This window comes from Mucilaginibacter pedocola, from assembly GCF_002013915.1.
In the GTDB taxonomy this organism is placed as follows: domain Bacteria; phylum Bacteroidota; class Bacteroidia; order Sphingobacteriales; family Sphingobacteriaceae; genus Mucilaginibacter; species Mucilaginibacter pedocola.
Window position 1 is genome coordinate 641,487 of the sequence record NZ_MBTF01000001.1, and the last position, 18,333, is coordinate 659,819.

General features: G+C 47.3%; 20 protein-coding genes. 3 read left to right on the forward strand and 17 right to left on the reverse strand.

Annotated features, from left to right (window positions below; all coding sequences use genetic code 11):
* Nucleotides 1-96: 96 nt before the first annotated feature.
* The 9 genes from BC343_RS02820 to lepB all read right to left on the reverse strand — a co-directional run bounded on the left by BC343_RS02820 (nucleotide 97) and on the right by lepB (nucleotide 7,271).
* Nucleotides 97-1,158: a serine hydrolase domain-containing protein gene (locus BC343_RS02820; protein ID WP_078346189.1), complete on the reverse strand. Its 1,062-nt coding sequence runs from the start codon at nucleotides 1,156-1,158 to the stop codon at nucleotides 97-99.
* A 159-nt stretch (nucleotides 1,159-1,317) separates the two neighbouring features.
* Nucleotides 1,318-1,725 (reverse strand): hypothetical protein, encoded by a 408-nt coding sequence (locus BC343_RS02825; protein ID WP_078346190.1) that lies wholly within the window; start codon nucleotides 1,723-1,725, stop codon nucleotides 1,318-1,320.
* 17 nt (nucleotides 1,726-1,742) lie between these two features.
* Nucleotides 1,743-2,486, reverse strand: coding sequence for a hypothetical protein (locus BC343_RS02830; protein WP_078346191.1), 744 nt, complete (start codon nucleotides 2,484-2,486; stop codon nucleotides 1,743-1,745).
* 44 nt (nucleotides 2,487-2,530) lie between these two features.
* Nucleotides 2,531-2,758 carry a hypothetical protein gene (locus tag BC343_RS02835; protein WP_078346192.1) on the reverse strand — a complete coding sequence of 76 codons (228 nt, stop codon included), beginning with the start codon at nucleotides 2,756-2,758 and terminating at the stop codon, nucleotides 2,531-2,533.
* A 48-nt stretch (nucleotides 2,759-2,806) separates the two neighbouring features.
* Nucleotides 2,807-3,631: a sterol desaturase family protein gene (locus BC343_RS02840; RefSeq protein WP_078346193.1), complete on the reverse strand. Its 825-nt coding sequence runs from the start codon at nucleotides 3,629-3,631 to the stop codon at nucleotides 2,807-2,809.
* A 173-nt stretch (nucleotides 3,632-3,804) separates the two neighbouring features.
* Nucleotides 3,805-4,584, reverse strand: a complete 780-nt coding sequence (locus BC343_RS02845) for a LytR/AlgR family response regulator transcription factor (protein ID WP_078346194.1) — start codon at nucleotides 4,582-4,584, stop codon at nucleotides 3,805-3,807.
* A complete protein-coding gene (locus BC343_RS02850; RefSeq protein ID WP_078346195.1) occupies nucleotides 4,577-5,593 on the reverse strand; it encodes a sensor histidine kinase in 1,017 nt (338 codons plus the stop codon). Before BC343_RS02850 ends, BC343_RS02845 begins: the two co-directional genes overlap by 8 nt.
* Nucleotides 5,594-5,813: 220 nt before the next feature.
* Nucleotides 5,814-6,158, reverse strand: coding sequence for a DUF1801 domain-containing protein (locus tag BC343_RS02855; RefSeq protein WP_078346196.1), 345 nt, complete (start codon nucleotides 6,156-6,158; stop codon nucleotides 5,814-5,816).
* A 3-nt stretch (nucleotides 6,159-6,161) separates the two neighbouring features.
* Nucleotides 6,162-7,271 (reverse strand): signal peptidase I, encoded by a 1,110-nt coding sequence (lepB, locus tag BC343_RS02860; protein ID WP_078346197.1) that lies wholly within the window; start codon nucleotides 7,269-7,271, stop codon nucleotides 6,162-6,164.
* A gap of 126 nt (nucleotides 7,272-7,397) precedes the next feature.
* Between lepB and BC343_RS02865 the strand changes: the two genes are divergently transcribed.
* Nucleotides 7,398-9,032: an alpha-amylase family protein gene (locus BC343_RS02865; RefSeq protein ID WP_078346198.1), complete on the forward strand. Its 1,635-nt coding sequence runs from the start codon at nucleotides 7,398-7,400 to the stop codon at nucleotides 9,030-9,032.
* A 157-nt stretch (nucleotides 9,033-9,189) separates the two neighbouring features.
* On the opposite strand, the gene BC343_RS02870 is transcribed toward BC343_RS02865, so the two are convergent.
* Together BC343_RS02870 and BC343_RS02875 are read right to left on the reverse strand one after the other, a co-directional pair.
* Nucleotides 9,190-9,933, reverse strand: coding sequence for a heavy-metal-associated domain-containing protein (locus BC343_RS02870; RefSeq protein ID WP_078346199.1), 744 nt, complete (start codon nucleotides 9,931-9,933; stop codon nucleotides 9,190-9,192).
* An 82-nt stretch (nucleotides 9,934-10,015) separates the two neighbouring features.
* Nucleotides 10,016-10,576: a helix-turn-helix domain-containing protein gene (locus tag BC343_RS02875; RefSeq protein WP_078346200.1), complete on the reverse strand. Its 561-nt coding sequence runs from the start codon at nucleotides 10,574-10,576 to the stop codon at nucleotides 10,016-10,018.
* Between the two features lie 72 nt (nucleotides 10,577-10,648).
* Between BC343_RS02875 and BC343_RS02880 the strand changes: the two genes are divergently transcribed.
* Nucleotides 10,649-11,494: a phytanoyl-CoA dioxygenase family protein gene (locus BC343_RS02880; RefSeq protein ID WP_078346201.1), complete on the forward strand. Its 846-nt coding sequence runs from the start codon at nucleotides 10,649-10,651 to the stop codon at nucleotides 11,492-11,494.
* A gap of 125 nt (nucleotides 11,495-11,619) precedes the next feature.
* On the opposite strand, the gene BC343_RS02885 is transcribed toward BC343_RS02880, so the two are convergent.
* The 3 genes from BC343_RS02885 to BC343_RS02895 all read right to left on the reverse strand — a co-directional run bounded on the left by BC343_RS02885 (nucleotide 11,620) and on the right by BC343_RS02895 (nucleotide 14,455).
* Complete coding sequence (locus tag BC343_RS02885) at nucleotides 11,620-12,141, reverse strand: GNAT family N-acetyltransferase (protein ID WP_078346202.1); 522 nt, start codon at nucleotides 12,139-12,141, stop codon at nucleotides 11,620-11,622.
* Nucleotides 12,142-12,154: 13 nt separating this feature from the next.
* Nucleotides 12,155-13,792 carry a hypothetical protein gene (locus tag BC343_RS02890; protein ID WP_078346203.1) on the reverse strand — a complete coding sequence of 546 codons (1,638 nt, stop codon included), beginning with the start codon at nucleotides 13,790-13,792 and terminating at the stop codon, nucleotides 12,155-12,157.
* A 129-nt stretch (nucleotides 13,793-13,921) separates the two neighbouring features.
* On the reverse strand, nucleotides 13,922-14,455 hold the full coding sequence (locus BC343_RS02895) for a DinB family protein (RefSeq protein WP_078346204.1): 534 nt from the start codon (nucleotides 14,453-14,455) through the stop codon (nucleotides 13,922-13,924).
* A 318-nt stretch (nucleotides 14,456-14,773) separates the two neighbouring features.
* Between BC343_RS02895 and BC343_RS02900 the strand changes: the two genes are divergently transcribed.
* Nucleotides 14,774-15,562, forward strand: coding sequence for an SDR family NAD(P)-dependent oxidoreductase (locus BC343_RS02900; RefSeq protein ID WP_078346205.1), 789 nt, complete (start codon nucleotides 14,774-14,776; stop codon nucleotides 15,560-15,562).
* A gap of 135 nt (nucleotides 15,563-15,697) precedes the next feature.
* Here BC343_RS02900 and BC343_RS02905 read toward each other — a convergent pair whose 3' ends face one another.
* The 3 genes from BC343_RS02905 to BC343_RS02915 form a co-directional block, all read right to left on the reverse strand.
* A complete protein-coding gene (locus BC343_RS02905; protein ID WP_078346206.1) occupies nucleotides 15,698-16,999 on the reverse strand; it encodes a DEAD/DEAH box helicase in 1,302 nt (433 codons plus the stop codon).
* Between the two features lie 55 nt (nucleotides 17,000-17,054).
* Nucleotides 17,055-17,438, reverse strand: coding sequence for an SRPBCC domain-containing protein (locus BC343_RS02910; protein ID WP_078346207.1), 384 nt, complete (start codon nucleotides 17,436-17,438; stop codon nucleotides 17,055-17,057).
* A gap of 236 nt (nucleotides 17,439-17,674) precedes the next feature.
* Nucleotides 17,675-18,268 carry an acetate uptake transporter gene (locus BC343_RS02915; protein WP_078346208.1) on the reverse strand — a complete coding sequence of 198 codons (594 nt, stop codon included), beginning with the start codon at nucleotides 18,266-18,268 and terminating at the stop codon, nucleotides 17,675-17,677.
* Nucleotides 18,269-18,333: the final 65 nt, after the last annotated feature.

Below are 18,333 nucleotides of genomic sequence, written 5' to 3' on the forward strand. Positions count from 1 at the left end.
TTCTAATTCTTGCGAATTTTACGAATTGGTGTAGTGCCATAATAGATTTGACAACTTTTTGAAAGTTGTCAAATCTAAAGGGAAGATATCGGGTCGCTATTTAAGCGCATCCTGCAACAGTCCCGTTAACTCTTTATAGCGCTCGCCGCGGCCATCGTTTTTGATGTAGTAGCATAGCAGGAAGGCGGTGTATTTTCCCTTGTTATCCACCATGGGGAAGCTGCCGAAAAGGCCGGGGCTGCTTACCACCGTTGGTCCCATAACCCACTCACCATAACCATAACCCATACTGCCGGCTTCGGCAGGAGAGTAGCCAACCTTTACATCGGCAGTTACACGGTTTATCTGCATTTCGGCAATGCTTTTTTCGCTCAGGATGCGCTTGCCCTTATAAGTGCCTTTGTTTAATATCATTACCAAAAAGTTGGTATAGTCATTAGCGGTGCTGTTGGCTCCGCCCGCGGGGAGGGCAACTTTGCTGGTGCCAAAATCGCTGTTCTTCATTTCCAACGGACCGGCAATACGTTCGGCAAAAAGGGTATGGAAATCCTTTCCGCTTATCTTTTCGATAATAGCCCCTGCTATCTGCAATCCTACATTACTGTAATGGAATACCGTACCGGGCTTGCCTTCCATCGGCATGGCGGCAATATCGGCAATGGCTTCGTCCATGGTGTTTACGCCGCGCATTTCCTGCAGGCTTTCTTTTAACGATGGAGAGAGGACGCCCGTAGTATGCGACAGGCACTGGCTAACCGTAATTCCGCCCTTGCCATGCTGCGAAAGCACCGGTAGGTATTTGCCAACGGTATCGGTAAGTTTTAGTTTGCCTTCGTCAACAAAGGTCATCACCAGGGCGGCGCTCAGCCATTTGCTACAACTGGCAATAGGCATTTTACTATCGGTGGTAAAGTCGTCGAGGTTGGCGGTTTTGTTTTGCCGCTTGGCCAAAAACTTATTCACCATTTTCTGCCTGCGCGATAGCTCGTTAACGGCATTGCTGTAAATCACCTTGCCATCTTTATAAACCACCAGCACACTACGCCCACCCATAGCAGGCGTATTATCGTTAAGCCAGTTATCTACCTTAGAAAAGTTTTGTGCATGAGCCCTGAAAATAAAAAGCAGGGCAAACGCGAGGAGGATATATTTTTTCATGATATTTTTTCTGAACCTTGATTCGCTTGATTTTAGGATTCTCAGGATAGGCTATCGGTGAAATCAATATTAGATAGGTGGAATCACTGCAAAAAAATCCTGTAATAATCTTGCCCATCCCTAAATCCTGTCAAAAATTTCAACCGACTTCATCGTGTTTTAGTCCATTATCACCTTCTTCAATTCCTGTCCCTTTTCCTTCACTATTTTCTTGTAGGTTTCGTACTGCTCGTCGCTCAGTATGTCTTGTAGCTTGGCATCCTTCTCTTTCATCAGCGAGCGGGCTTTCATGCCTTTGCTGAATTTGCTATCGGTAGAGGTGAGCAGCGGCTGCATTTTTTGGGCATATTCCAGGTTCAGTTTGCTTACCTGCTGGTATTGGGCATCGGTAAGTTTCAGGTCCTCCTTCATCATTTTGTTTTGCCAGTCGGCGCGTTGTTGCGGTGTCGATTTTTTCAAGGCCGCAGCATCCATGGTTTGCGCTTTGGCGGGTGCCGAAAACAAAATAGGTAACAGGAGCAGGATAGGGGCCAACCCGTATCCTGCTTTAGAGAGTATATTTTTCATAGCTGCAATTTAGCGTTTTACCATTGTACATTAAAGGTGGTGCCCGTGCTTAAAACAATGGTTGCTTTTTGGCCGCCAAGGAAGGTAATGGTGCCGCTAAAGCTGAACGATTCGCCGGTGGAAGCGGTGCCCGTTACGGCAATAGTGCCGGTGCCCGATGTTATCTGCTGGCTTACTTTACTAACCTTTACGTTGGTGGTAGTTATGTTTACCGTGCTGGTAAAATTACGATTGTTGCGCACCTTTGACTGTTGGGTGCCGTTGCGGGTGTAAGTTTGGTTTACGATGTATTCGCTGCTGGCCAATTCTAAGCCCGTAACGGTAAATGCACCCGTTGAGTTATCGTTGGATGACATTCTGGGCGCCACATAAGTGCTTGCGCCGGTGAACGAGAAATCGAGTTTAGAAGGAATACTGCCCGTGCCGCAGGTAAGCAGGCGGTGCCAGTTGAGGTTATAGGTGTAGCTGCGTGTTGAAGTGCCGCCCGAGCCGGTAATGGTGCTATCCTTTGCAATACCACATTTGCTGCTGCCGCTGCTGGTAACGGTAATAGTTGTTGCAGCGGTGGTCTGCAGTGCAAGCCCTCCGCTTGCCGGGTCTATCGATTGTACCATAATTTCTGCGGCTTCGTCTTCGGTTACGGCTGCTGTTGTAGTGCTGTCTTTTTTGCACGATGAAACAGTAAGCGCCAAACCAAGGGCGGGGACTAACATAGATTTAATAACGCGGGTTCCGTATGCGGTAATGGTTTTTGTTTTCATGGTTGTTTTATGTTGTGTGTTTTTGAATGATCTTGAATGTGTGTTTAGTGTACCACTACTACGCGGCGAACGGGCCTTGCCACTACTACGGGGCGCGCTACCACCACCGGCCTGACTACAGCTATGGGGCGGGCCACTACTACGGGTGCTATAACGGCGGGGCGTACAACGGCTACCGTACGGTGCGGGCGATGCCTTACTACTACCCTGGTTTGTGCCTGCGCAACTACTGCGCTAAAGGCTATCAGTAAACTTAAAATGATGGTTTTCATGTTCGTATTGTTTTATTTGGTGTTTGTTAATACTAATTTGATGGTATTTTATGAGGATGGTTGTTCAAAACCGGGCGAAGCTGCAATATCAGGGGGTGAAGTGTTGCCCGCTTTGTGACTGCGATTTCCTGAACAGATTGATGAGCCATAGAGCACCAGTTTAAATGGGTTGTGGCTGATAAAACCCGTTGTGATGCCGTATTTTACTTTGACAGTTTCGGCTTGGTAGGTTTTAAAAAGCCTGTCCCAGATGATGAACACGCCGCCGAAGTTTTTATCGATATACTCGGGGTTGCAGCCGTGATGAACGCGGTGGGCCGATGGGGTATCTATATAACCCTCCAATACGCCCAGTTTTCCAATTGCCTCGGTATGCAGGAAGAATTGGTAAACGAGGTTAAGCACGTACGATATAATGATAAAATCAACCGGAAAACCCAGTAGCGCCATCGGCACAAAAAATAAAGGGCTTACCAAAGCGCTAAACCAGTTCAATCGGTAAGCCGTGGTCAAATTCATGAATAGTCCTGAGTGATGGATGAGGTGGAAGGCCCAAAGCGGTTCCCAATAATGCGATGCGCGGTGGAACCAATAGTAAACAAAGTCGGCAGCAACAAAGGTGATGGCAAAGCCCCACCAGGTGTGCGGGATATTCCAAAGAGCAAAGGCTGCCGCAAAGTTCATGATGGCCAACTGGTAGCCGGCAAACACGAATTTAGATAGCTGGAAACCCGCCAAGATGGCCAGGTTACTAAAGGTTTCTTTCACCTGGTAAGCGTGTTTATCGTTCCGCCAGCTCCATATAATTTCGGCCAAAACCAGTGCGCCTACAAAGAGCGCTACCCACGGCCGGAGTTGATGTGCATGTTCCATAACGTAATTTTTTGTTGGAACAAAGGTGGGGAAGGGGCAGCGGGACGGTGGCGGAAATATGGGTGAAGCTGCGAAATTAGGGGGCGAGTTTTAAGTCGGAAGTCTTAGGTCAAAAGTCTGAAGGTTAGGAGTGGCTGACTTTCGACTTAATACTCACGACTTAGGGCTTCAACTCACCTGTTCATCCACCCCTTAAACTCGGGCACCCGGGCTTTGCTGATGAGGATGCGTTCGGTGGGTTCGGGTTTTACTTTTAGGGAAAGGCGGCCGTTGAAATAAAAATCGACCTCGCTGATGGCTGTACGGTTAACAATGAACTGCCGGTTAGCGCGGAAGAACTGCTCAGGGTTCAGTTGTTGCTCCAGTTGCTCCATGGTAAAGTCCATAATGTATTGCTGGTCCGCAATGGTACGGGCATAGACGATCTCGTTGGCAGTGTAAAACCAGGCGATCTTTGCGGCCTCTACAGGTATCAGCTTCTCGCGGAAATGTACCAAAAACGATCGTTTGTAAGGCGTGCTTAACTTTTGTAATTGTGCCAACAGGTTTTCTACCTCTAAAGCAGGGGTTAGTGGGGATGGAACGGCAGCAGTAAGGGTTTTGTATTTATTCAGCGCCGCGCCTATTTCTTCTTCGTCGAAAGGTTTCAGGATGTAATCGATGCCGTTATTCTTGAAGGCCGTGAGCGCATGCTCGTTATAGGCGGTTACAAAAATAACCGGGCGGGTTATTTTTACCTGTTTAAATATCTCGAAGCTCATGCCATCCGCCAGGCTGATGTCCATGAAAATAAGGCCGTAGCCAGTGTTGCTATTAAACCAAGCAACAGCTTCCTGTACCGAGGGCAGAGTACTTACAACTACTATATGCTCATCGATGTTTTGCAGGGTATAAGCAAGGTTGCGCGCTGTTGCTGCCTCATCTTCAACTATCACTATCCTTAATTCACTCATAGCGCAGGGGGAGTTTAACTTCGAAGGTATCAGTTGTTCGGTTGATGCTTATTTCTCTGCCCATCAGTATCCTGAAGCGTTCGTTCAGGTTGGCAAGTCCTATGCCGCTGCTTTCAGCCGCAACGGGTTGCAGGTTATTGCTTACGACTAAGTCGTCGCCCTCAATGTAAATGGTAACTTTTAGTGGTTTGGCAAAGGTTGCTGCATTATGTTTGGCTGCATTCTCTAACAAAGGCTGTAACGACAGGTGCGGCAGTTGCTGGCTCATATAATGTTTGCCCACATCCACCATCAACACAAAAGCATCTTCCAGCCGCATTTTCAATAATTCTGCAAAGGAGTTTACCATTTCTAACTCATCGGCAAGGGTAACTAAATTGCTGTTGGGTTTCACCATGCTATAACGGAATACTTTAGAAAGATGCTTGATATACTGTTGTGCCAGCGTTGGGTTCTCGCGTACCACACCCGATAAGCTGCTGAGCGAGTTGAACAGGAAATGCGGGTTCAATTGTTCTTTCAATAATTCCAGTTCGGCAACGGTATAGGCGTTTTTCAGGCGTTCGTTCTCCTGTATATGCTGCTTGGCTTCGCGCAGCAAAAGGATAATTTTTATCAGAATGCCCGATAATATTACCGCCAGCCCGAAGCGCGCCATATATGTGGCCCAGTAAATGTTTTTGAAATTGGTATCAATAAAAACCCTGCGCTGCAGCCCGCCGAAGAAGAACATAAAAACTAAACCCAACAGCAGGTTTATACTGATGTAGGGCAGATATTTGCTTTGCGCGCGCCAAACCGTAAGGCGATTGTGCCGAAGGTTGAGGTAGAAGACGAGGTGACAAAACACGAACTGCACCAGCACCTGGTAAATAAACTCGGCGGTGTTGAAGTGCCAGTATCGCGCCAGGATGCCGTTATCGCGCAGAGCGAGCAGTTTGCCCGCGTTCAGCAACAAAGCCAGCAGGGCCGAACTGTAAAGGCATATCTGTTTCTCGGTTTTATCCATTGGGTAAATGTACCCTAAAATACAAAGCCTTCAACAAAATAAGGGGCGAAGCTGAAAAATGTGGGGGTGAGTTTTTGGATGTGCACATGTGCGGATTTCAGATGTGCAGATGAACCTGGCCAATTTGTCATGCTGAGGGACGAAGCATCTATTCGCGGATTTGCATAGCGTTTATTGCATTGTGGCTATCAGATTCTTCGCTTCGCTCAGAATGACAAGGCTATTTGTAGAACTCCAACGCAGCTCTCAATATCTCGTCTACCTTTTCCACGGGTATATCCGCTTCTGCATCTATCAGCAGTATTTTCATTCTTGCGCGTTTCTCTTGCAGCAGATCGGGGTGGTTCAGGCGGCCGCCTTCTACTATTCCAATATAGGGTTGCTTGTATTTTTTATGAACCCACAGGTAGCAAAACATCTTACCCTTAAGGCAATACATAGGCATGCTGTATTTCCATTCTTCGGTAAGGCGGCTATCCAGTGCTAAAATGTGGTTACGCAAAAAAGCCAGAGCACTTTTATGGGGCTCCGGCTGATTTGAAAAGTATTGGTCGATGGGGCGCAAAGGTTATTGCTCCACGCTATGTATCGGGCGGAAAACCCTGCTCCAGCGTATTTTGCTCAGGAATGATTTGGTGCTATCAATGCTCATCCAGGTGATAACCGCTTTGCCTACTATATGGTCTTCGGGTACAAAACCCCAAAAGCGCGAATCTTCTGAATTGTGGCGGTTGTCGCCCATCATCCAGTAGTAATCCATTTTAAAGGTATAGCTGTCGGCTTTTTTATCGTTAACGTAAACGTCCTTACCTTTTAACTCAATTTTGTTGTGCTCGTATTTCTCAATAGCTACATGGTATTTTGCAAATGTGCTATCGTTCAGCTTTACCGTAAGTCCTTTTTTAGGAATTAGCAACGGGCCAAAGTTATCCTCATTCCATTTAAAGCGGGTAGTATCACTTGGGAACACACGGGGATCAGCTTCGCCGGGTTTTTGATTAGCGGGAACGACCGATTTAACGTTCGAGAATGTTTTCAACTGCGCAACGCCATCGGTAGGTAATATCATTTCATAAGTAACGCCGTCGTAGCCGCGTACCTCCGCATGCATTTCGTCTAACACATCCGGATTGATGGCTGTTCCATTTGTTGTAACCAGGTAGGAAGTTTGTGCCTGCGGTGCATTCTTAACCGCTTTACCATCGGTGAAAACTTGTCCGTTCACAATAGTTACGGTTTCGCCGGGCAGGCCAACGCAGCGTTTAATGTAGTGTACGCGCATATCAACCGGGCGTTCAACAAGTTCGGCAGGGTAGTTAAAAACCACGGCGTCTCCTTTTTTCACTTCGCCAAGCCCGGGCAAACGATGGTAGCCCAGTTGCCAGCCGTCATAATAAGTTTTGGTATCGCCCCAAATGGTCGATTCGAGGAAGGGGATAGAAAGCGGCGTCATGGGCATGCGCGCGCCGTATGATAGTTTGCTCACGAACAGGTAATCGCCCGTCATCAAACTGCCTTCCATAGAGGCCGAGGGGATGGCAAATGCCGAAAATAATAGCCCCCTGATAATAGTGGAGGCCACCAGGGCGAATAAAATGGCATCAACCCATTCGCGGGTTTTGCTTTTTTTAGGTTTAGGCGTATCGTTTTTTGTGCGCGAGAAGAATTTCCAATTCATAGCTGTTGCGGTATAATTTTATTATTCCTTGTGTTTTAGATTGCTGTGGTAATAATTTGTTACACTAAGCGGCTATAATTATACGGGTAATTATTAGTTTTATCGCAGCTATTTTATATCAAACCTATGTTACGCAGAAATTTTATTAAACTATCCGCCGCCAGCATGGCAGCGGTAATGTATAGCAGGCTCACTTTTGCCGATGCTTTTGGCAATGCCTTGATAAACCACCCCGACGAGGCATGGACCGAGATCAACGGACAATGGGTAAAATTATCACCTTCGGGTGCTTCGGCCTATACGCATAAAGATGTGAGGGTAGAGCTGAAGACCGCGGGCAACGCGCAGTCGGTTTATGTTTCATCGCCAAAAGATGAGCTGATGGGCGTACGCCTGAAATGGAAATACGAAAGCAAAAAATATTCGAAAGTATTGGGCGACCACTGGGAGCGTACCTACGGTGATCTGGGCTGGAAAACCGCCGATGCCAATGCACGTAACCCTTGGTATGTGCTGCTGCACGATGCCAAACAAACAGCGGCCTTCGGCGTAAAAACCGGCTGTAATACCATTTGTTACTGGAATGTTAGCCCCGATAGTTTAGAGCTGACGATGGATACCCACTCGGGCGGCTCGGGCGTAAAACTTGGCCAGCGCAAACTGCATGCGGCGGATATAGTAACCACATTGAGTAAGACAGGAGAGAACCCTTATGCTACGCTTACCCGTTTTTGTAAAGTAATGTGCCCAAAACCACGCCTGCCCAAACAGCCTGTTTACGGTATAAACGATTGGTATGTGGTTTACGGCAACAACTCGTACGAAACTATTAAAGCACAAACCACGCTGATGAGCACGCTGGTGAGCGATACCACTAACCGCCCGTTCTCGGTTATCGACGATGGCTGGCAGCAACCCGACGACTTTTCGATAGTGAACAACAAGTTTAAGGATATGCACAAAATGGCCGGAGAGATAAAAGCTTTGGGTATGCGCCCCGGTTTGTGGACGCGACCGCTGATAGCCCGTTTAGATGATAAAACCAGCCTGCTTGCCCCAAAGATCGCCGGCCGCGATGATGCTAAAACACCCATACTCGACCCCACCATCCCCGAAACTCTGGAACGCGTAAAACGCAACATGAAGCTTTACCAGCAATGGGGCTACGATATGGTGAAGCACGATTACAGCACCTATGATATCTTCGGCCGCTGGGGCTTTAAAATGACGGATGGCTTCACCGCACCGGGCTGGAAATATTACGACCAGACCAAAACCAACGCCGAGATCATCAACACGCTTTATGCTGCCATCCGCCAGTCGGCAGGGGAGATGTATATTATCGGCTGTAATACCATGAGCCACCTATCGGCAGGTGTATTTGAACTTAACCGCACCGGCGATGATACCAGCGGCAAGGAGTGGGACCGCACCAAAAAAATGGGCGTGAACACTTTAGGTTTCCGCCTGCCGCACCACAATACTTTTTACGCTGCCGATGGCGATTGCGTGGGCCTTACCAAAGATGTGCCTTGGGATAAAAACCGCCAATGGCTGCAACTATTGGCAGAAAGCGGCGCGCCGCTGTTCATCTCGGCCGAACTGGATATTTTGGATGCCGATAAAAAAGCCGCCATTAAAACAGCCTTCGCCCATGCCGCCAAAGTACAGCCCACAGGCGAACCGCTTGATTGGTTGACAGACCAATGGCCGGCCAAATGGAAACTGAATAACAGGGTGGTAGATTTTAATTGGGGATAAGTAAAATTCCCTCCTTGGGGAGGGGCGCGCAGGGAATGAGCGCAAATGCAGGGAGGGGTTAGTACGCATGCTAAAAGAATTTGCATGGGCACTAACCCCTTCCTCCTCCTTCCCCAAGGAAGGAATCGCACATTTCCGGCGCTTTTTTAATTATCCTTTATACTATCAACCCCAGCATTACCCCGCTCATCGCTATCATAAGCGCATCTTCAATAATGGTAACAGTGCTCATCGGCAGGTTGAAAACCGCACCAAGGCAGGCGCAGCGTATTTTGCGTTTGTTGAGTACGCTCTGCAAAACGCCAATTAGGCTGATACTCATTACCGCGAATGTAATGGCGTTGGTTACCACAGGCATAAAGTTTAACGCGAAAGCTATCCCCAACGCTAATTCGATAAAGGCATAAACAAATCCCCATGCTCGGAATTTTTTGGCAACAATATCATAAGTTGAATAGCTATCGGCAAAACCATTCAGATCCAGCATCTTAAAAAAGGAAAATACCAGGAAAAAGCCACTCATGAATACCCGCATGGCAAGCATGCCGTTGAATGTACCCGATAAGCTTGCTATTAACAGGGATAACAGCCCGACGTAGCCGAATATCAGCAGCACCGGTTTGTAAGTCGTTAAAAATGACTTTGCTTCTTCCGCATCATCAAGCATCGAGCTTATGGCGTGGTGCTGATGCGGCAACTCACTCAATTGATATTTGGGGTAGGCGGCCAGCGCAGCTTGTAATTCGCTTGTTGCAACGTGTTTGCTCATGCTGATAGCTGCTGTGCCATTGGGCAGGTCGATATCTAATTTGGTGATATTTTCTACCCCGCTAAGCAGGCTTTGTACTTTGGCCAGGCAGCCGGTGCAGGTCATGCCGGTAATTTTATAGGTATGTGTCATTGTGTTTGATGTTTTGATAACACAAAAGTACCCCGGCCACCGGCCCCGGGCTTTACACATTTATAGGATAGTTTTATGAGATTTACAGGTCCTCTATGTTTTGGCGCTTTTTATCCTTTAGTGATTTGTAGAAGGAGGGTGTCAGTCCCGTTTGCTTTTTAAATTGTGCCGATAGGTAGGCCACGCTGCTGTAGCCCATTTGGTTGGCAATTTCGGATAAGGTAAGCTCATCGTACATCATCAGTTCTTTTACCCGCTCTATTTTTTGGCTGATGGCGTATTTTTCGATGGTGCTGCCTTCTACTTCTGAGAATAAACTGCTGAGGTAGCCGTATTCGTAATTGAGTTTGGCCGCCAGGTAGTCAGACAGGTTGGTGTTGGGGTGTTCTTGTTGATGGTGAATGAGGTTAATAACCGCAGTTTTTATCTGCTCGATGATGCGGCTTTTGCGGTTATCAATAATTTCGAAACCGAGTTTGCGCAAGTTAGCGCCGAAGGTTTCCATGGTGGCTTTATCGGGTTCGACATCTAAATCCAGTTCGCCCAATTCAACCGTAGTGGGGTGCAGGGCCAGTTTTTCTGCTTCGGCCTTTACCACCATTTTGCAGCGGCTGCATACCATGTTTTTTATATACAGTTTCATCGGGCCAAATTAAATATTCTGTTTAAATTTACTTTCCCTGCCAACCACAGGATAAACCTACAGCTAAATTTTATGGAAAGCAAAGCACTAAGCCCCGAGCAGATGGCGCAGTACCATCGCGACGGTTATTTGGTACTGAAACAATTTTGCAGCGAAGCCGAAGTTGAAAAACTTTACAGCACTGCGCTGAACGACGATGCCATGCGCAAACATGCGCTCGACCTTAACGACCAAACAGGCAAAAAAACGCGCCTGTCGTTATGGTTTACCCCCGGGAACGATGTGTTCGGCTATCTCACCCGCAGCGAGAAGATGATAGCGCCCGTAGCCCAACTATTGGGCGAGCATTCGCCGGTTTGCCATTTTCACTCTAAACTGATGCAAAAGGAGCCTAAGGTGGGCGGCGCATGGGAGTGGCACCAGGATTACGGTTATTGGTATAAAAACCAGTTTATGTTCCCCGATGAAATGATGAGTGTAATGGTTGCCCTTACGCCCGCTAATAAACAGAACGGCTGCCTGCAGGTAATAACAGGTTCGCACAAACTCGGCAGGGTGAACCACGGCTTTTCGGGCGAGCAGGTAGGGGCAGATATGGTAATGGTAGAGAACGCCCTGAAAACAATGGAACTTGTTTATTGCGAACTGGGTGCCGGCGACGCTTTGTTATTTCACAGCAATCTGCTGCACCGTTCGGAAGCTAACCTGAGCGATAGCCCAAGATGGTCTATCATCAGTTGCTATAATTTACAGTCGAATATAGCTTACAACGAAACCTCCACCTCGTGGAAGGTTCCTGTAGAAATAGTGCCCGATGAAGCTATTTTAGAATGGGAAGCAGGCTCGTTATCCGATAGCGATTTCCTGGCCAAAGAGAACGACCCGGCTTTGAAGGATACGGGGTGGGAAGGGAAATAGATGTGCAGATATCAGATTTCAGATATGCAGATGCCGGGGTTAAGTGGCGACAATAACTATCAGGATTAGGAGCCTTGTGGACTCACAAATCAGCAGCTTCATCTGCACATTTGAAATCTGAACATCTAAACCAGCTCTTTCCTCATCAGCAGGTCGGTTTGCTTATCATTACCTACCATAAAAGCGTGGCTGCTGAATACCTCGAATCCTTGGCTGCGGTAGAAGCTGATGGCGCCGGCATTGTGCTCCCATACGCCAAGCCATACATAGCTAAACCCGGCGTCAAGAGCGGTTTGGATGGCAAAATCGATTAGTTGTTTGCCTATTTGCTTACCCTGGTGTTGTTGCAAAACGTAAATACGCTCAATTTCGAGAGCATCTTCATCCCGAAATTCGGTTTGGGCATCGCGGTAGTTTAATTTTATATATCCGGCCGGTGCGCCATCTATCATGGCATAATAAAATCGCGAATCTGGGTGGTTAAGTTGTTCCTGAAAAGTTTCCACGGTAAATGCTTTTGCAGCAAATGCAGCAAAGTCATCTGGGTTGTTTTGGTGTTCAAACGCATCGTAAAAGGTACGGCGGCTTAGTTCCATCAACCGCAGATAGTCATGGGCTTCAACAGGGAGAATATCAATAACAGTCATTTTGAAAATTAAATTACTCGCCCACCTGCAAAAACTGCGGCGTTTCGCTCAGCTGCAGCGTGAGTTTGCCATTTATTGCTTGCACGGTACTTTGGGCCATGTTATCGGCACCGGGTTTGGGTTTGTAAACCACAATGGGTGTTTCGGTACCAAAATCTAAGGTGTAGGTACGCACCTGACCTGTTTGCTCGGGTATAGTAAGAGCGTATACCACTTTGCCATCTTTCTCAAATTTATCGATCAGCGGGTTTTGGCCAATGGTGCCTTTGTATTGGTAGCCACGCAAAAGCTTCGTGGTTTGCAGTATATAATCGGCAGCGGGGCGGCGTTTTGGGCTTTGGGCCAACCCGGATGTTGCATATTGCTCTGCCTTACCCGGAAAAGCATCGAACAATTGATAAAAAAACAGCCTTTTAACCCCATGCCTAAGGTAAAGTAACGAACTGCGCAATATCCAATCGCCCTGCGTTTGCCTGGGGCCTTTGGTGCCTATTTCAGGTGCGCGTTGGTAGCTGCCGGGGTTTAGGTCGTACCCAACCTCGGTAACCCAAACTTCTGGTTTGCCGGGCAGGCTGTTGGCATATTTCACAAAGCCATCTGCAACAGCGCCCGATGCTGATAACTCGGGGGCAACACCCGTAGTGGCTTTTTTATGGCTGAAGATATCGCCATCGTTAGCATAAAAATGGTAATTGATCACATCGAAACATAGGTTTATACTTCCATCGGGCTTTAAACCGCGGTTGGTTTTGCACCAGGCAACCATACGTTTCAGGTAAGCGGTATCGGCAGTGGCCAGGCCGGTCATTACTACTAACATGGTAGAGTCGGCGGTTTTTACGCCTGCGTTTTTACCGAGGGTGCCTTTATGCCCATCGTAAAAAGCAGATAAATTTGCAGCATATTGCTCGGCTGTTTGGTTGGCCTTTTCGCCTTTCCACCAGCGGTCGTTCTCGTTGCCGCATTCTATGTACTTTACTAAACCCAGCCCTATTTTCTTTTCATTAGTTTTGGCACCAACCGGGTGCGGGTCAACCTTTACCAATGAGGTATCAACTGCCGTGTTATAACCATATCGCGCAGCAAACTGAAAGGCAGTGCGAGCCTGTATAACGTAGGATGCCGGGGTATTAAGGTCCGATAGGTATGGCGCGGGCACATTCTCATCATCGCGCTCGGTAGAGGGGTAGGTTTCCATCATCCAAACGGGCAGGTTTTTGAGGCAGGCCAATACCAAAATGCTATCCTGTTTGCAGCGCGTGTACATCAGGTCGTAATCCCAATTGCCATTGCGGGTAGGGTTAAAGGTGTAATTGCCTTGTGTGTATTCCAGTTTGTTCCAGTTGAGGTAATGCCGCATAGCACTAAAGGTTTTTATTAGCGCCATATTTGGCTCGTAAATACCCTTGCGTTCGTCTTTAGCTGCGGGATTCTCTTCAAAATTCCACTCGTAACTATTTATGCCGAACATATCCGTCAGCTGTGCCGGGTTAGGGGCATAAGCCAGTTGGCTGGTATCGGCAAGGTTTATGGTATCGCCTTCGGCCAGCGCATCGGTACTGGGGTGTGCCGAGGGGTTATAGCATTGGCTGAATAATACGGCAACACCTGATAGCAGGACGATAATTTTTATGGAACGGAATATATTCATGTATCTTCTGATAAAAATAATTTTGCTGGTAAAGCATTTAGCTATGGCTGATGACCCTCACATTACCCCTAAACAAAAATGCCGCCCTATGTTTGTTAGGACGGCATAATTATACGCTTAAATATTTTGTTAGAACAACATTTCCTGCGGAGGTGTAACACCTTTTAGGCGCAGGTATGGAGTTGTTTGGCCGCGGTGGTGGGTTTGGTGCTCAAATGCTTTAAACAACATTGCGCCGCGGGTAGTTTTCAGTTCTTTGCCCATGTTCATGGTTATGGTTTCGCTAAGCTGTGCGTCGGTCATGCCTTTTACGGCTTCTATTGCAAAGTCGTAGCTGTCCATTACTGCTTTAGTAACGGCCTCTTTGGTTGGCGCAACGGTTTTCTCTACCGAAACGTTTTTTCCCAGCGGGCTTTCTTTACCGGTAGCCATGCCTACTAAAAAGTAGCCGCCATCTGCCAGGTGAAGCATTTGCTGTGCAAAGCTGCGCATTTCGGGTGTTGGTTTAAAAGCATAACCATCGGCAGGCATAGCATCTAAATAGGCTTTGGTGTAAGCTTTAGCGCGTGTCCACTCAGCTATCGATTGTTCGCGGGTTATTTGTGCAAAGGCGGCAGTGCAGGTAAATGCAACTACCGTAAACAGTAGTACTAATTTTTTCATGATCGGTTCAATTTAGTTTGCTGCTAAGATAGGTTTAATTAGATAAAAAGCTGCGGATAGGTACGTTAAGGAAGTATTATTTATTCAGCTTGCCCGAGGCTCCAAAAAAAATGTAAAATAATTTATGGAATTGGTGTGGACGCTGCATCCTATGGTCGAACTTCAAACAAGTTCGGCCTAAACCATATCACCATACAGTGAACCATTCGGGCCCGGCCGCCAATATACGCGGCGGCCGGTATCCCGAATTTGCGTTTTGCATACCTGTTTTCCCAGCGGAATTGCCTACTATTACCAACTCATCATAACCAATTTTAAATGGCAAAGCTTTCTGGTAAAACGGCGCTGGTAACCGGTGCCGAATCGGGCATTGGGCAAGGTATCGCTATCGAATTTGCACTTAATGGAGCTAACGTAATTATCACTTACCTGCAGGATGAAATAGCTGCACAGCAAACTTTAGCCAAAGTGGAGGCAATAGGTAGTAAAGGCATAATTGTAAAGGTGGATGTTGGCGATGAACAGCAGGCATCGGCGATGTTCAGGGAAGTGTTAGGACACTTCCCCCAAATAGATATTTTGGTGAATAGCGCGGGCTTGCGCAGCGTGGATAAATACATTCATGAAATGAGCTTTGCCGAATACGAGAAAACCGTTCGTGTGAATTTATTCGGCACCTTTTTGTGCTGCCAAAATTTCGTGAAGCACCGTTTGCAGCATGGCGGTAATGGGCGCATAATCAATATCACCTCGGTACATGAGGAAGTGGTGAGCCCCGGAAAGATCGATTATTGTTCGTCTAAAGCTGCTCTGCGCGGGTTATGCCGCGCCCTGGCGATGGAAGTGGCTGATAAAAAGATAACCGTAAATAACATCGCGCCCGGCATGATACTCACACCAATGAACCAACAAGCAGTAAATGATTTGGAATACCGAAAGCAACTGGAACAACGTATCCCCGCCAAAACATCGGGCACGGTGCAGGATGTTGCTAAACTGGCTGTATTTTTATCATCTGACGATGCAGCTTATATTACGGGCACCACACAATTTATTGATGGCGGATTGATGCTGAGCAGGGCAAAAGGGGCGAAGTGGTCTAAATAAAACCCTTATCAAACCATTTATTGTTCATTATATACCGTTCGGTATGGTGTATTGATGCTTGGTTAAATATAATACCAATTGGTATTATATGATTGTTCGGACATTGATTTACGGATTCAACACGGCTGCAACACATTACCTCGATACCTCTATCTTGATTTTCTTTCCCTTCAACTTTTCATTCTTCAGTAAAGCCACTACATGCTCCGCCTTTTCGCGTTTAATGGCGGCATAAGCCGAAAAATCTAATACCTCAATCAAACCCACTTCGTCTTTTTCCAGTCCGCCTTTTTTGAGCAGCAGGCCCACAATATCAACTTTATTCACTTTGTCTTTTTTACCTGCGGCGAGGTAAATAGTGAGCCATGGCGAAGGTTGCGGAATGATAATTTCTCCCGACAGGTCTTCAACTTCCGGCATCTCTGCAATGTATGTTGGCTTCTCGCCCGGCGATAGCATCAGGTAGGAAGTGCCCGAGGCGTGCATCCTTGCTGTGCGGCCGTTACGATGCGTGAAGGCTTCTTCGGTATGAGGGAGCTGGTAATGTATAACGTGTTCTATTTCCGGGATATCAAGCCCGCGCGATGCTAAATCGGTAGTGATGAGGATACGGTGGCTGCCGTTGCGGAATTTGATTAAAGCGCGCTCGCGGTCTTCCTGTTCCATACCGCCGTGGAAAACATCGTTAGGTAGGCCGTTGTCCCAAAGCACATCACTAATACGTTCTACCGCATCGCGATGGTTGCAGAAAACAAGGGTAGGGGTATCGCCAATTTTACAGATGAGGGCAAATAGGGCTTCTAGTTTATCGGCAGGTTCGGCTACTACTACCTTCTGTTTCAGATTGGCAGTTGGCTCGGTATCGCTTAAATAATTTAGTTTAATAGGTTTGTATATGCCCGTAAAGCCCGGTATCTCGTCCATTTGTGTAGCCGAAGTGAGGATACGCTTACGAATACTGCGCAATTGCCCAATGATATAAGCCATATCTTCCTGGAAACCAAACTCCAGCGATTTGTCGAACTCATCCAGCACCAAAGTAGTAACGTTATTTGTATCGAAACTTTCGCGGCGCAGGTGGTGCCCAATGCGGCCGGGCGTACCTATTAGCAGCGCTGGTGGCTGCGATAGGTTTTTCATCTCCACCCTAACGGGATGCCCGCCATAGCAGCAGTTCACCTTAAAACCCGTACCCATGCTGCGGAATACCTGCTCTATCTGCAAGGCTAATTCGCGCGATGGTACTAAAACTAAAGCTTGTACGCCATCTATATCTGCGCGCAATAAATTCAGTACAGGTAGCAGGAACCCCAGCGTTTTACCCGATCCGGTTGGCGAAAGCAATATCAGGTCGCTTTTTTCAGCAGCGCTGATAGCAGCCTCCTGCATGGGATTTAATTTTTCAATGTTGAGTTTTTGGAGCGCCTGCTGTATCATGCCCCAAAGATAGCAGTTTGCAGTGGGCTGTTTGCAGTTAAAAGCCTTGCAAGTTTTAGCCTTCCGAGAAGAAATCGATCAAGCTACCTACATAGGCGTCGTTCCAACCTTCGGTTATATCGGTGTAGGCTTCGTCGGGGATGTTGGTGTGCTTCAGTTCGAATGAAGTGCCCTGCTTATCTTTATGCAATTTAATGGTAACGATAGATTCTTCGGGCTGCCCGTCGAAATACCATTGTTGCACTATCTTTTTGTTTTCTTCAAACTCCAGGTTTTTACCCACAATGCTGCCTTCCCACATCGAAAACTCGGTGCCGGGCGTGGTAGACATTTCGGCTTCTTCGCCCGTCCATAACCTGATGGTGATGGGGTTGGTAAGCGCCATATAAATTTCTTCGGGCGTAGCCGGGATGAGGTAGTATTTTTTAAGGTCTTTCACGGCTGCAAAGGTAGAGAATTTGACAGGATTTGCAGGAATTTAATGATTAGCAGGATTCGTCGGCTGCACTAAATATTACCCCCAAAGATCGGTCAAAATAATGAGTTCCTAACTTAGCTGTGCAATTGTAGTGTAGGGCATACCACTGCGTCGGTTAAAACCGACGGCAATGAAAGTGGGGTGCTGATATTTTGATCAATCCACCTTCATTGCCGTCTCATTTATAACACGGAGCGTTATTTACTCTCCACCGGGCCAACAGGCATTACAACTCGGCCGTAAACTTCGTTCATTACGCCGGCGATGCCGGTATAAACAGCCGAAAGCCCGCACACGATGCCTTCATAGCCCGCAAAGGTGGTGATGCTTTTATTGCCTGTAGCATCGCCAATAGCAAGCAGGGCGAACAGTATGGTGAGCGATGCAAATACAAATTGCAATGCACGGTTTAGCTTCAGCGTACCGAAGAACAGGCAGAAGGTAAAAAAGCCCCAAATGCCTAAATAAGCTACCATAGCACCCTCGGTAGGTTTGGTACCCCAACCCAGTTTTGGCATTACAATAAGCCCCACCAGCGATAGCCAGAAAAAGCCGTAGGAGGTAAATGCCGTAAGCCCGAAGGTATTATTCTTTTTTGCTTCGATAACGCCGGCAATTACCTGCGCCAGCCCGCCGTAGAATATACCCATACCCAATATCATGGTGTTGAGTTCGTAGAAGCCGGCATTGTGGATGTTAAGCAAAACGGTTGTTAAACCGAAGGCGCATAGGCCAAGGGGTGCAGGGTTGGCAATGCCATCCTTCACCGCTACTGGTGTAGTGGGGATCATTTGCTAAAAGGTTTTATAAATGGTTTATGCCTGCAATCTAAATTAAAAACCCATCAAAAGCAAGT

Bases quoted from the DNA above. Each gene is read 5' to 3' on its own strand.
- BC343_RS02820 (WP_078346189.1), bottom strand. From the start codon at position 1,158: ATGAAAAAATATATCCTCCTCGCGTTTGCCCTGCTTTTTATTTTCAGG.
- BC343_RS02825 (WP_078346190.1), bottom strand. From the start codon at position 1,725: ATGAAAAATATACTCTCTAAAGCAGGATACGGGTTGGCCCCTATCCTG.
- BC343_RS02830 (WP_078346191.1), bottom strand. From the start codon at position 2,486: ATGAAAACAAAAACCATTACCGCATACGGAACCCGCGTTATTAAATCT.
- BC343_RS02835 (WP_078346192.1), bottom strand. From the start codon at position 2,758: ATGAAAACCATCATTTTAAGTTTACTGATAGCCTTTAGCGCAGTAGTT.
- BC343_RS02840 (WP_078346193.1), bottom strand. From the start codon at position 3,631: ATGGAACATGCACATCAACTCCGGCCGTGGGTAGCGCTCTTTGTAGGC.
- BC343_RS02845 (WP_078346194.1), bottom strand. From the start codon at position 4,584: ATGAGTGAATTAAGGATAGTGATAGTTGAAGATGAGGCAGCAACAGCG.
- BC343_RS02850 (WP_078346195.1), bottom strand. From the start codon at position 5,593: ATGGATAAAACCGAGAAACAGATATGCCTTTACAGTTCGGCCCTGCTG.
- lepB (WP_078346197.1), bottom strand. From the start codon at position 7,271: ATGAATTGGAAATTCTTCTCGCGCACAAAAAACGATACGCCTAAACCT.
- BC343_RS02865 (WP_078346198.1), top strand. From the start codon at position 7,398: ATGTTACGCAGAAATTTTATTAAACTATCCGCCGCCAGCATGGCAGCG.
- BC343_RS02870 (WP_078346199.1), bottom strand. From the start codon at position 9,933: ATGACACATACCTATAAAATTACCGGCATGACCTGCACCGGCTGCCTG.
- BC343_RS02875 (WP_078346200.1), bottom strand. From the start codon at position 10,576: ATGAAACTGTATATAAAAAACATGGTATGCAGCCGCTGCAAAATGGTG.
- BC343_RS02880 (WP_078346201.1), top strand. From the start codon at position 10,649: ATGGAAAGCAAAGCACTAAGCCCCGAGCAGATGGCGCAGTACCATCGC.
- BC343_RS02885 (WP_078346202.1), bottom strand. From the start codon at position 12,141: ATGACTGTTATTGATATTCTCCCTGTTGAAGCCCATGACTATCTGCGG.
- BC343_RS02890 (WP_078346203.1), bottom strand. From the start codon at position 13,792: ATGAATATATTCCGTTCCATAAAAATTATCGTCCTGCTATCAGGTGTT.
- BC343_RS02895 (WP_078346204.1), bottom strand. From the start codon at position 14,455: ATGAAAAAATTAGTACTACTGTTTACGGTAGTTGCATTTACCTGCACT.
- BC343_RS02900 (WP_078346205.1), top strand. From the start codon at position 14,774: ATGGCAAAGCTTTCTGGTAAAACGGCGCTGGTAACCGGTGCCGAATCG.
- BC343_RS02905 (WP_078346206.1), bottom strand. From the start codon at position 16,999: ATGATACAGCAGGCGCTCCAAAAACTCAACATTGAAAAATTAAATCCC.
- BC343_RS02915 (WP_078346208.1), bottom strand. From the start codon at position 18,268: ATGATCCCCACTACACCAGTAGCGGTGAAGGATGGCATTGCCAACCCT.